The 12,863-nt window shown below is 67.1% G+C and carries 9 protein-coding genes; 6 read left to right on the top strand and 3 right to left on the bottom strand.

Annotated features, from left to right (window positions below):
• The first annotated feature begins 50 nt into the window (after window positions 1–50).
• Entirely contained in the window at window positions 51–1,280 is a 1,230-nt protein-coding gene (locus tag CXQ91_RS04445) for an Ig-like domain-containing protein (RefSeq protein WP_258073822.1), read from the top strand.
• 88 nt (window positions 1,281–1,368) lie between these two features.
• Window positions 1,369–2,925, top strand: a complete 1,557-nt coding sequence (locus CXQ91_RS04440; RefSeq protein WP_104172705.1) for an IS1182 family transposase — start codon at window positions 1,369–1,371, stop codon at window positions 2,923–2,925.
• Between the two features lie 191 nt (window positions 2,926–3,116).
• Here CXQ91_RS04440 and CXQ91_RS04435 read toward each other — a convergent pair whose 3' ends face one another.
• Entirely contained in the window at window positions 3,117–3,926 is an 810-nt protein-coding gene (locus CXQ91_RS04435) for an RDD family protein (protein WP_104172704.1), read from the bottom strand.
• Window positions 3,927–3,996: 70 nt separating this feature from the next.
• Between CXQ91_RS04435 and CXQ91_RS04430 the strand changes: the two genes are divergently transcribed.
• Together CXQ91_RS04430 and CXQ91_RS04425 are read left to right on the top strand one after the other, a co-directional pair.
• Complete coding sequence (locus CXQ91_RS04430; protein WP_181038770.1) at window positions 3,997–4,989, top strand: stage II sporulation protein M; 993 nt, start codon at window positions 3,997–3,999, stop codon at window positions 4,987–4,989.
• A 150-nt stretch (window positions 4,990–5,139) separates the two neighbouring features.
• Window positions 5,140–6,375, top strand: coding sequence for a TIGR01906 family membrane protein (locus tag CXQ91_RS04425; protein WP_258073821.1), 1,236 nt, complete (start codon window positions 5,140–5,142; stop codon window positions 6,373–6,375).
• 106 nt (window positions 6,376–6,481) lie between these two features.
• On the opposite strand, the gene CXQ91_RS04420 is transcribed toward CXQ91_RS04425, so the two are convergent.
• On the bottom strand, window positions 6,482–8,311 hold the full coding sequence (locus CXQ91_RS04420; RefSeq protein ID WP_104172703.1) for a long-chain fatty acid--CoA ligase: 1,830 nt from the start codon (window positions 8,309–8,311) through the stop codon (window positions 6,482–6,484).
• A 79-nt stretch (window positions 8,312–8,390) separates the two neighbouring features.
• A complete protein-coding gene (locus CXQ91_RS04415; RefSeq protein WP_104172702.1) occupies window positions 8,391–10,097 on the bottom strand; it encodes a dolichyl-phosphate-mannose--protein mannosyltransferase in 1,707 nt (568 codons plus the stop codon).
• Window positions 10,098–10,301: 204 nt separating this feature from the next.
• On the opposite strand from CXQ91_RS04415, the gene rsmI reads away from it, so the two are divergent.
• A complete protein-coding gene (gene rsmI, locus CXQ91_RS04410) occupies window positions 10,302–11,177 on the top strand; it encodes a 16S rRNA (cytidine(1402)-2'-O)-methyltransferase (protein ID WP_104172850.1) in 876 nt (291 codons plus the stop codon).
• Window positions 11,178–11,332: 155 nt separating this feature from the next.
• The gene (locus CXQ91_RS04405) at window positions 11,333–12,832 is read left to right on the top strand and encodes an NAD-dependent succinate-semialdehyde dehydrogenase (protein WP_104172701.1); all 1,500 of its coding nucleotides are present in this window, start codon (window positions 11,333–11,335) and stop codon (window positions 12,830–12,832) included.
• Window positions 12,833–12,863: the final 31 nt, after the last annotated feature.

Raw genomic sequence — 12,863 nt, 5'->3', positions numbered from 1 at the left:
GAGACGGTATGGGGCTGATCAGAGGCCTGTCGGGGGACATGGAGAAGGTCATGACTGAAGTCCGCAAGCGTAAAACCATGAAGATTCTGGGCGTCGCCGCCATCTGCGCAGCGGTGGCTGCCGGCGGCATCGGCGTCGCCACGGCCCCCAGCTGGGCTGAGCCCGTTTTCGAGTCAGAGTCTTCAAGCCCGGTCCGCAACGAACCGGGGCTGGCTGCGCCGGTGGTCAAGGCCGTGGAGCTCGGCGTGACCCCCACGGACGGCGCCGCGGCAGTCAACCCCGCCGTCGCACCGTCCGTCAAAGCAGTCAACGGAACGGTGAAGGACGTTGTCCTTGCCACTGCAGGCGGCGAGCCGGTCAAAGGCTCCCTGAGCGCCGACGGTTCCACCTGGACCGCCCTGGACCCCCTGAAGTTCGACGCCGACTACGAGTACGCCTTCACGATCGTGGACCAGGCGGGCCGGGAAACCAGGAAAACCCAGACGTTCACCACGGTGGCCACGGCCAACGAGGCCGACGCTGCGGTGTACCCGCAGAACGGGTCCACCGTGGGGTCGGGCCAGCCTATCGAAATCGTCTTTTCCGAGCCGGTCCTGAACAAGGAAGCCATGGAGAAGGCCGTTACCGTTACTGCGTCTTCGGGCCAGGCGGTCGCCTGGCGCTGGTATTCCGACCAGCGCGTGCGCATCCGGCCGGAGGCGTTCTGGGCCTCCGGAAGCCAGGTCACTGTGGACCTGAAGCTGTTCGGTGTGGATTTCGGGAACAAGATGGTCGGCAACGTCGACACGAAAGTCAGTTTCAAGGTGGGCCCGCAGCGCGTCGCCATCGTGGACGACGTCACCAAAACCATGAACGTGTATTTTGACGGCCAGCTGGTGAAAACTGCCCCCGTCACCCTGGGCGACGCGGAGTGGCTCTCACCCACCGGGTACGCCGTGATCATGGAACAGGAACGCCACTCGAAGTTCAACGCCGGCAGCATCGGCCTCAAGCCCGGTGACAAGGGCTACTACCCGCCGCTGACCGTGGAATACGCCAACAGGCTGACCTCGTCCGGCGTTTACGTCCACCAGGCGCTGGAGTCTGCCTGGAGCTACGTAGGCAGGGTCAACGTCTCGCATGGTTGCGTTGGCCTGCTGCCGGCGGACGCGGCCTGGTTCTTCAACAACATGAAGACGGGCGACGTCGTCCAGACCCTTAATACGGGCGCCCCGCCGGTGGAGCCGCTCGAGGGCTACGGCGACTGGAACATTCCGTGGGCGCAGTACGCCAAGCGATAGCGCCTGCGGCCTAGGAGTGCGCTGAATAATCGGCGGGAGTGAGGCGCGTCTGCTGGACTTTCGGGGCCGGTGATTTAAGACTGGTTTTATGCAGGGTCGTGAGGATGCTCAACGCGGGTATTTGGATGTGGAGGCGCTGGCCGGGGAGTTGTTGGTCCCGGGCAGCGTTTTCGCGTTCCTGGCCGGACACCGGGGACGGCTGTTCCCGGATTCGATGATGGAGGATCTCTTCCCCTCGGGGCGGGGGCGCCCGTCGGTCCCGGCGCCGGTGATCGGCTCGGTCCTGGTGCTCCAGGGGTTGCAGGGGCTCTCGGACCGGGAGACCGCGGAGGCGTTGACGTATGACCTGCGCTGGAAAGCCGCCTGCGGGTACGGGCTGAACCAGACCGCATTCCACCCGAGCACCCTGACATATTGGCGTAAACGGCTCGCCGCGAGTTCGGATCCGCACCGGATCATGGACGCGATCACTGAAGTGGTCGCCGAGACCGGGATCCTGAAGGGCAGGCACCGGCGGGCGGTGGATTCCACTGTCCTGGATGACGCAGTCGCCAGGCAGGACACCGTGACGCAACTGATCGCCGCAGTCCGCCGGTTCGGCCGTGACGTGCCCGGCGGCCAGGGCCTCCTCGCCGCCCACGCCACCGCGTATGACTACACCCGCACGGGGAAACCGGACATTGCCTGGGACGATCCGGACGCGAAGGATGCCCTGGTCACGGCCCTGGTTTCGGATGCGCTGGCGCTGCTGGCCGCGGTGGATCCGGCGGCTCTGGACGGTAAGGCAGCCGACGCGTACGCGTTGCTGGCGCTGGTGGCCGGGCAGGACGTGGAGCCCGCGGACGGCTCCGACGGCACGGACGGGCGCTGGCGGATCGCCCGGAAGGTAGCCCCGGATCGGGTGATCTCAACCGTGGACCCCGACGCCCGGCATGCTCATAAGAGCCGGGAGGACCGCCGGGACGGATACAAGGCCCACATTGTGATTGAACCGGACACCGGGTTGGTGACCGCCGCGGCGATCACCAAGGCCGCCGGCGAAGGTGCCACCGATGCCGAAGCCGGCGCCATGCTGCTGGCGCAGGACCGGACGATCACGGGACAGGTTCAGGTGTTGGCGGACTCGGCATACGGGACCGGGGAACTGCTCAGGAGCCTGACCACGGCCGGGCACACGGCGTTGATCAAGCCCAAGCCCTTGGCCAGGGCCGTCGAGGGCGGGTTCACGATCGATGACTTCGCCTACGATCAGCAGGCCCGGACGCTGATGTGCCCCAACGGGCTGGTGCGCACGATCACTGCGAAAGGACGGGCCACGTTCGGGGCCGGCTGCACCGGTTGCCCACTGCGGTCCCAATGCACCACCGCAGCCCAAGGCCGGAAGATCGTGCTCCATCCCGAGCACGCGCTGATGCGCGATCACCGCGCCGCAGCCCAGGACGAAGGATTCCAAGCCGACTACACACGCCACCGGCCCATGGTCGAACGCTCCATCGCCTGGCTCGTCAAAGACAACCGGCGCGTCCCGTTCCGGGGCGTGGCCAACAACCACGCCTGGTGGCTACTGCGCACAGCCGCCGTGAACCTCAAACGACTCCTAAATCTTGGACTCACCCACCGGAACGGCCGGTGGGCGATCACGTAAGGGCCGGCGGGGCCGCCACAGGCCCCGGGGGGACCCGGGAAGGCTCCTTCAGGGCCGCGTGTCCGCCCCGGACCCGCAACCAACCGCCGAAAGCGGGTCCGTCGCCGAGCACCCGCACATGCCTGAGGGATCAGCCAAAGCGCTCACACGCCCGCACCGACCCCTCAAATAGCACTTAGTTCAGCGCACTCCTAGAGCGTGTCCCGGCCATAGGGGATGCGGTTCAGCCGTTCCCCCACACCGGTGCTGCGTGCCCGCGCCCGGCTCAGCCTGGTCAGTTCACGCTCGCGGCGCTCCACCAGGACTGCCGCCAGGTATTCTTCCGGGCCTGTGCCGGCAGGTGGCGGCGGGGCCACACAGGCTGAAACCTCGTTGGCCAGCGACGCCGCCATTGAAGCGCGCGACGACGGCGACATCCGGCCCGCCTGGCGGATGAACTGCGCGGCCCTGCGGGCTACGGCATCCGGTATCCGGCCGATGTCAGCCAGCGCTGCCCAGGACCTCAGGTGCGGAGGAACGAAGGGGACGAACGGCGGTTCCGCGGGCACACGGCGCCGGAGCGAGTAGGTTCCTGCGACAACATCGCCGAGCCGCTTGGACTTGTCATTGAACAGCGCGACGGCGATGGCCAGACCGCCGAACGTCATGTAGATCTCCAGGAATCCAATGAGTCCACGGATCAGTGCGTGGCGGAACCGGATGGCGCCGCCGTCGTCCCGCACGATCCGGAGCCCGGCGGCCAGCTTGCCAAGCGACAGGCCACGGGTGAGGGTCTCCACCGCCACGGGGAGGATCACGAAGCAGAAAACCACGCTGACCAGCACCAAAGTGCGCGCTGCCGCTCCATCCAGGTCGCTGTAGGCGGACGCAATCACTGCCATCATTCCAATGAGGAGCACTATGTTGGCTATGACGTCCAGAATCACGCCCAGAGCCCGCGCCGCGAACGACGCCGGGCGCAGCTCCAGTACAACTGCTTCACCTGTGATGATTGAGCTCAAGCCGGGTCCCCGTCCCTACACGCCACCTACGAACGCTCACAGTCTAATCCGGGCGCGCTAGGGTAGTGCCGTGGACATCGATGCGTTCTCCGCGGTCAACGGGGACAAATGGGCGCGGCTCTACGTGCTGGCGTACAAACGGCGGCTCAACGGGAGCGAGGCCGACGAACTGCTGCGCCTCTATCAGGCCACGTCATCGCATCTGTCCCTGCTGCGCTCCGTGGCGCCGGAGAGCGGGCTCTCCGCCACGCTGTCGGCCACCCTTGCGCAGGCCCGCACCCGCTTCACCGGGGCACGGTCCAACTTCATGGACGACCTCGCCCGGTTCTTCGTTATCGCGCTGCCGGCGGCGTTCTACCGGCTCCGCTGGCTTACCGTCTGGTGCGGTCTGGCGTTCTGCCTGATCGCGGGCGCGTACGCGCTGTGGATCGCCACGTCACCGGATGCGCTCCGTGCCCTCGGGTCGGACTCCACCATCAAGCAGTACGTCGAAAAAGACTTCATCGACTACTACTCGGAGAATCCCGCCGCTTCATTTGCCGGTGCCGTCTGGACCAACAATGCGTGGATCTCAGCCCAGGCAGTGGCCCTCGGCATCACCGGCTTCTGGGTTCCCATGATCCTGTTTGGCAATGCCCAGGGCGTGGGTGTCGCGGCAGGCGTCTTCGCCGCCGTCGGCAAATCTGATGTGTTCTTCAGCTACATCCTTCCCCACGGGCTGATGGAGCTCACCGCGGTGTTCATTGCCTGCGCGGCCGGCCTGAAGATCTTTTGGGCGCTGGTTTCGCCGGGGCCCCGGACCAGGGGCCAGGCCGTGGCGGCGGAAGGACGTTCCCTGATCACCGTGGCACTGGGACTTGTCCTGGTGCTGTTCGTCTCCGGCCTCGTGGAAGGGTTCGTCACACCAAGCGGCCTTCCCGTGTGGGCCAAGATCGGAATCGGCGCCGCGGTACTCGCTGCGTACTGGACCTACGTCCTTGTATGGGGCCGGCGCGCCTACCGTTCCGGGGCCAGCGGCGACCTGGACAGCGCGGATGCCGGGTACACGGCCTTGGCTGCCTGAGTCCCCCTCCTGAATCCCGCTGCCTGAATCCGGTGCGGAACGGGGTGGCACCTCCCGCCATGGAGTGCCTGACGGTAGGCTCATCTGGAGATAAGTAGCGTTGCCTGGCGGTGTCAGGGCAGCGCGGACGCCTACGGAAGTGAAGCTGCAGTGACTGAGAAAACTCCCACCCCGCCGAATCGGCAGGATCCGCATCTGGATCCCGCCGATGACACTGACGAACCCGCGTTCGACTGGATGAAGCCCGCCGCTGCGGGAGCAGGATCAGCGACAACGGCAAAGGGAGCAGCTCCGGCAGGAAAGGCGGCCCCTGACGCAGCCACGGACCAGCCGGCAGCGTCCGCCGGTACCTCTGCACGCCAGGGCGGGCCTTCCCAGGGCGGGACTGCCCAGACCGCTGCATCCCTGAACGCTACAAGCCAGGCCGCTACATCCCGGACGGGAACGCCGCTGGCTGCCGCGCCGCCCCAGGCCGGAAGCCGCGCGGACCGCAAAGCCGCGGAGGCCGCCGTCGAGCCCGCAGCCTCCGAGCCGCAGGGGAGGGGGACGCACTTCCGGGAACCGCTCCCCACGTCGGCGCTCCAGGTGCGCCCGCCGCAGGATGAGGTGGAGCGCCGGAACGCCGAGCGCGAGCACGCTGCCAACACAAAGCCCGTCCTGCCCCGCGTGATGCAGGTCCTGCTGGGTGCCTTCTACCCGGTGATCCTGTTGGTCCTTGCCGTGCGCGCTGTCACCAGCCCGTTGTTCCTGTGGGTGGAATACAACCGTCCCGGTTTCCCCGGCGACGGTTACGGCTTCAGCACGGATGACCGCATGACGTACGGGTCCTACGCGGTGGACTACCTCAGCAACTGGTCCGGCCCGCGGTATCTCGGCGAGCTCGTGAACCGCAGCGGCGATCCGCTGTTCCAGGAAGGCGAAGTCAGCCACATGGCCGACGTCAAACTGGTCATCCTGTCCGCTTTTGCCGGGGGCACGCTGCTGATCCTGCTGGCCATCATTGCCATCATCTACCTGCGGCGCCGCAGTACCGGGGGAGTCCGCCGCGGCCTGTTCGCCGGGTCCATCGTGACCCTCGTGATCATTCTTGGGCTGGGCACACTGGCAGCGCTGGGCTGGCAACAGTTCTTTACGGAATTCCACCGGATTTTCTTCGCCAGCGGGACCTGGACGTTCGCCTTGGAAGACACCCTCATCCGGCTCTTCCCGGGACAGTTCTGGGTTGATGCCGGGATCGTGATCGGAGCCCTCGTGCTGATCGCCTCCGTGGTGACGCTGGTCCTTACCTGGCCCACCAGGAAGCGCCGCGGCATTGCCAAGGACGGTAACGCCAAGGACGGCGCTGCAAAGGACGGGACAGCCGAGAACGAAGCAGCCGCGGTGTAGGCAACCGCTGTGAAGGCGACCGGCACCCGTGCCGGTCGCCTTCAGTTGTCTTGTGCCCGTCTCGTTTTGTGCCCCGCCGTGCCGGGCGCGGCGGGCCGCCCCGGTGCTAGCGGTACAGCCCGTTGATGTGCTCCTCGAAGTCGCTGACGACGGCGGCCCGTTTGAGTTTCAGCGACGGCGTCAGGTGGCCTGACTCAACCGTGAATTCAGTATCCAGCAGGGCGAAGCTGCGGATGGACTCCGCCTTGGACACCAGCTGGTTGGCCTGGTCGATCGCGCCCTGGACAGCCTCGCGGACCTGTTCATCGGACGTGGCTTCGGCAACACCCATGACCGGAATCTTCCGGGCCGAGCACCAGTTTTCCAGGCCTTCCGGATCGAGGTTGACCAGCGCCGAAACGAACGGCCGCCCGTCGCCCACCACCACGGCCTGCGCCACGAGCTGATGCTCCCGGATCTTTTCCTCCAGCGGTCCGGGTGCCACGTTCTTGCCGCCGGCGGTCACGAGGAGATCCTTCTTGCGGCCCGTGATGGTGAGGAATCCGTCCTCATCCAGCGAACCGAGGTCCCCGGTGCGGAGGAACCCGTCCACAAACGCTTCCGCGTTGGCGGCCTCGTTGGCGTGGTAGCCCTTGAAGACGCCGATGCCCTTGACCAGGATCTCGCCGTCCTCGGCGACCCGGATGGTGGTTCCGGGCACGGGGATGCCCACCGTGCCCACCCTGGTCCGCGACGGGGTGTTGGCGGTGCACGGGGCTGTGGTCTCCGTGAGCCCGTAGCCCTCGAGCACGGGGATTCCTGCGCCGCGGAAGAAGTGCGCGTCGTTGGAGCTCAACGGGCTGGCGCCGGAGACGGTGTACCTGACTTGGCCGCCGAATGCCTGGCGGAGCCTGGGGTAGAGCAGCCGGTCAAAGACGGCGTGCTTGGTGCGGAGCACGAGGCCGGGCCCGGTGCCCGTTCCGCGGGCCGCAGCGTCGAGGGCCTTGGAGTAATCGACGGCCACAGCGGAAGCGGCGGCGAACAGCCGCGTCTTTCCGGCGAGGTCCGCCTTATGGCTGGCAGCCGCGTGCACTTTTTCAAAAATCCTGGGCACCACCAGCAGGAAGGTGGGTTTGAAGGTGGCCAGATCCTCCAGCAGCTGGGCGGCACCGGAAGTGTGGCCCAGCGTTACTCCGGCGCTGAGGCACACCACCTGGACGGCGCGGGCCAGGACATGGGCGAGCGGGAGGAACATCAGCGTCCGGGCACCCTCCTGCCGCAGGAGCTCAGGCAGGAATTCCACAATGTTGGCGGCCACGAGGGCGAAGTTGCCGTGCGTTATCTCGCAGCCTTTGGGCTTGCCCGTGGTCCCGGAGGTGTAAACCAGCGAGGCGACGTCGGCCAGGACCGCTGTGCTCCGGTGCCGCTCCAGCTCCGCGTCGGTGACCCCGGTGCCCGCCGCGGCGAGGCTCGCCAGGTTGGGCGCGCCGCCGTCGTCGTCCATCCGCACTACCGTCAGCACAGCGTTGCCGAGCAGCTCGGAGTCCGCCAGGACGCCGGCCACCAGTTCCTCCTTGGCCCGGTCCTCGACGAACACCCTGCGGGCGCCGGAGTCATGCAGGATCCACTCGACCTGGCTAGCCGAGGAGGTCTCATAGACCGGAACGGTCACGCCGCCGGCAAACCAGATGGCGAAGTCCACGAGAGTCCACTCGTACCGTGTTCCGGACATCACGGCCACGGTGTCGCCCGGCGCCAGGCCCCCGGCGATCAGTCCTTTGGCAAGTGCCCTGGCCTTATCCAGGAACTGCCCGGCGGGAACGTCAACCCAGCCGTTGGGGCCCTTGCGGGAGTACACGGCGTGGGAAGGGTCCTTGGCCTGCTGCCCGAGCAGCAGGTCAGTGACGTTGCTGTCCTGATCCAGCTCCACGAGCAGTTCAGTGCTTGCTTCTCTCACAGCCAGTCTCCGTTCCGGATCCGTGGTTCGATGTCCCGGTGCCGCGTTCCCTTGCCCGCAGCACCTCTGCAATCCTGCCCTAGATCCAGGACGGCATCCACATCCGGAACCGCCAGTCCTGGTACGGAATGATTTCCGCGGTCCAGATGGGGTAGAAAAACGCCGAGAGCAACACGGCGCCGGCCACAAACAGCGCCACCAGGTACAGCCCGGAACGTCGGCGCCATAACGGGTCCTCCCGTCGTCCGAGAACCAGGCCCAGGCAATACGTCAGGGCGAGCACCAGGAACGGTTCGAAGGACACGGCGTAAAAAGTGAACATGGTCCGTTCCGGATACAGGAACCACGGGAGGTAGCCCGCGCCGACCCCCGCCAGGATGGCACCGGACCGCCAGTCGCGGCGGCCTGCCCACCAGAAGAGCAGGATCACCAGCGACACCGTGGCGCTCCACCAGATCAGGGGATTGCCCACCGAGAGGATGGCCGATGTGCAGCTGGCAACGTCGCAGCCCGGGCTTCCCTGCTTGGGGGACTCGTAGAAGAACGACGTGGGGCGCCCCATCACCAGCCAGCTCCAGGCGCTGGCCTCGTACGGGTGGTCGGAGCTGAGCCCCTGATGGAACTTGTAGGCTTCCAGGTGGTAGTGGGCCAGGGACCGCAGCGGCCCCGGGATCCAGCCCCACTGGGCCGAGGGGTTGGTGTCGGCCCAGTGGCGGAAGTACGCATCCTTCGACTGGAACCAGCCGGCCCACGTGGAAACGTACACCAGGGCGGCAACCGGGACGATGCTCAGGAAGGCGGGAATTCCGTCCTTGATGATGCCGCCGCTGATCCAGCCCCGGATCCCCGCGATCCGGCGGGCGCTCAGGTCCCAGAAGACGGTCAGCAGCCCGAAGGCAGCCATGAAGAACAGTGCGGACCACTTGGTGCCCACGGCCAGGCCCAGGCAGACCCCGGCCGCCACGCGCCACCAGCGGACACCCAGCCACGGTCCGGAAACCAGCTGAAGCACCGACGGCCTGCCGTCCGAGGAAGCGGCGGACTCGCGGCCCAGCTTCGCGGCCAGCCGCCGTCGGCCGTCGTCGCGGTCCATCAGGAGCGCACCGAAAGCGGCGAGGATCCAGAACATCAGGAAGATGTCCAGCAGGGAGGTCCTGGACATCACCAGGTGGTGGCCGTCCACTGCCAGCAGGAGGCCGGCCACGGCCCCCAGGGTCAGCGAATGGAAAAGTTTCTGCGCGATCAGGGCGATCAGGAGGATGGACAGGGTCCCGGTCAGCGCCGCGCTGAACCGCCAGCCCAGGGGGTTGTCCGGGCCGAACAGCCACATTCCTGCCGCGATCATCCATTTGCCCACCGGCGGGTGCACCACGTACTCCGGGGAGGACAGGATGACTTCAGGATTCCCTGCCACGAAGGATTCGTTGGCCTTGTCGGGCCAGCTCCGCTCGTAGCCGCTGACCAGGAGCGAATAGCCGTCCTTGACGTAGTACGTCTCGTCAAACACCAGGCTCCGGGGAACCTCCAGGCGGACAAAGCGAAGGACGCCGCCGATCGCCGCCGTGATGGCCGGAATCAGCCAGAACCATAGCCGCAGCGACGGCGGATAGTCCCGCCAACTGCGGATGGTTCCGAGCAGCCGTTCCTGGAGGGCGCTTTCCGTGAAGGCCTCCTGCGGCCGGCGGATCCACCGGTGCCCCTGGAGGTTTCGTCCCAATGTCCCGGACGCCGGCTGCGCCGGGCTGGCTGAGTCGGCCTCGACAGGAGGTACGGAGGTCTGCGTCACGTGCCCATGCTACCTTTTGGGGCTGGAAGTGCCCGCCAGCAGTAGGCTGGTCGTGTGGACCAAAAACTAAGCTCTTCCCGCCCGAACGGCTCCGATGGCGCCAGCAGCACCGACGACATCGTCACTACCGACGATGCCGACTGGGCGCCCGACGTCGCGGCCGATGCCACGGACGAGCACTGGAGCAGGGATTCGGCTGCGGCATTGGAACCGGCCGGGGAACCGGCGGTCCGCTCCACGGCAGGGCAGCCCGGCAGGATCGTGCTTGCGGCGACCCCCATCGGCAACGTCGGCGATGCGTCCCCGCGCCTGGTTGAACTCCTCACCACGGCGGACATTGTTGCCGCCGAGGACACCCGGCGCCTGCACCGCCTGGTGCAGAACCTGGGGGTCACTGTGGGCGGGCGGGTGATCAGCTACCACGAGCACAACGAAGCGGTGAAGACCGCCGAACTCCTGGACCAGGTGCGCGCCGGGAAAACCATCGTGATGGTGACCGACGCCGGTATGCCCGCCGTCTCGGATCCGGGTTTCCGGCTCGTTGAAGGTGCGGTGGCGGCCGGACTGACGGTCACCGCGGTGCCGGGACCGTCCGCGGTCCTGACGGCCCTCGCGCTTTCCGGCCTGCCCACGGACCGGTTCTGTTTTGAAGGGTTCCTTCCCCGCAAGGCGGGCGAACGCGCCTCCCGCCTGTCGGACCTCGATGCCGAACGGCGGACCATGGTGTTCTTCGAGGCGCCCCACCGGCTTGAACCGATGCTGCGCGCGCTGCGGGAGCGCTTCGGACCGGACCGCCCGGTTGCTGTGTGCCGTGAGCTGACCAAGACGTACGAAGAGGTAATCCGCGGCTCGCTGCGTGAACTTCTCCTGTGGGCAGAGACCAACGAAGTGCGCGGTGAAATAGCCGTCGTGGTGGGCGGCGCGCCGGAGCGGGAACCCGGCAAACCCGAGGACCATGTGGCCGCCGTCAACGGCCTGATTGCGCAGGGAATCCGGCTGAAGGAGGCCGTGGCTGCCGTGGCCGAGGACGCCAAAGTCAGCAAACGGGAGCTCTACTCCGCGGTCCTGGCCGCCCGCTAGGATCCGGGCCCGGAGCTTGTGCAGCTGCACAGCAAAGCCTGAAGTGCATAGTGCGCGCATGCATAGACGCTCCGGAGCGCGCGGCAGTACCGTGGCTTTAAAGCAGCCGAGAGCTGAACCCATCCCCAACACCAATTGCTGACGAGGGAGTCATCGTGACTGTAACTGCACAGCCCACCGTTACTGCGGAGCGAGAGAGCGAGCTGCTCGCTTCTGTTCCGACCGGACTGCTGATCAACGGCGAGTGGCGCCCGGCGGCGTCGGGTAAGACGTTCGACGTCGAGGATCCCGCCACCGGGAAGGTGCTGCTGAGCATCGCTGACGCCGGTCCGGAGGACGGCAGGGCCGCCCTGGACGCTGCCGCTGCCGCGCAGGATTCCTGGGCGCAGGTCCCGGCCCGTGAACGCGGTGAGATCCTGCGCCGCGCCTTCGAGATGGTCACGGCGCGTGCGGAGGACTTCGCGCTGCTGATGACGATGGAGATGGGCAAGCCTTTGGCCGAGGCCCGCGGCGAGGTCACCTACGGCGCCGAGTTCCTGCGCTGGTTCTCCGAGGAAGCCGTCCGCGCGTTCGGCCGCTACTCGGTTTCCCCGGACGGGAAGTCCCGGCTGCTGGTGACCAAGAAGCCGGTGGGCCCGTGCCTGCTGATCACGCCGTGGAACTTCCCGCTGGCCATGGCCACCCGGAAGATCGCCCCGGCCGTGGCCGCCGGCTGCACCATGGTGCTGAAGTCCGCGAACCTGACCCCGCTGACCTCGCAGCTGTTCGCTGCCGTGATGATGGAGGCCGGCCTGCCCGCCGGAGTCCTGAACGTCATCCCGACCTCGACGGCCGGTGCCACCACCGGGCCTTTGATCAAGGACCAGCGCCTGCGGAAGCTCTCCTTCACCGGTTCCACCGAGGTCGGCCGCCGGCTGCTCTCGGACGCGTCCGAAACGGTGCTGCGGACCTCGATGGAGCTCGGCGGCAACGCCCCGTTCGTGGTCTTCGAGGACGCCGACATTGACGCCGCGGTCGCCGGGGCGATGCTGGCGAAGCTGCGGAACATGGGCGAGGCCTGCACCGCGGCGAACCGCTTCATTGTGCACGAGTCCGTCGCGGCCGAGTTCGCGGAGAAGTTCGCCGCGAAGATGGCGGACATGACCACCGCCCGCGGCACTGAAGCCCACTCCAAGGTCGGTCCGCTGATCGATGCCAAGAGCCGGGACAAGGTCCACGAGCTCGTCACCGACGCCGTGGCCTCCGGTGCTGTGGCCGTTGCCGGCGGCGGACCGGTGGACGGACCGGGCTACTTCTACCAGCCGACCATCCTCACCGGTGTCACCGAGGGCACCCGGATCCTGTCCGAGGAAATCTTCGGACCCGTCGCGCCGATCATTACGTTCTCCACCGAGGACGACGCGATCCGGCTGGCGAACAACACCGAATACGGCCTGGTCGCCTACGTCTTCACGAAGGACCTGAACCGCGGCATCCGGATGGGCGAACGCCTCGAGACCGGCATGCTCGGCCTGAACGCCGGCGTCGTCTCCAACGCGGCCGCACCCTTCGGCGGCGTCAAGCAGTCCGGCCTGGGCCGCGAAGGCGGCCTGGAGGGCATTGAGGAATACCTCTACACCCAGTACATCGGCATCGCCGACCCCTACGCCAGCTAAGCAGTTCGCTGGCTAAAAGCAGTTCTCCGGC

It is taken from the genome of Arthrobacter sp. Y81 (assembly GCF_002929335.1).
In the GTDB taxonomy this organism is placed as follows: Bacteria; Actinomycetota; Actinomycetes; order Actinomycetales; family Micrococcaceae; genus Arthrobacter.
The sequence above is the reverse complement of the archived record's forward strand: the minus strand, read 5'-3'. Positions and strand labels throughout refer to the sequence as shown.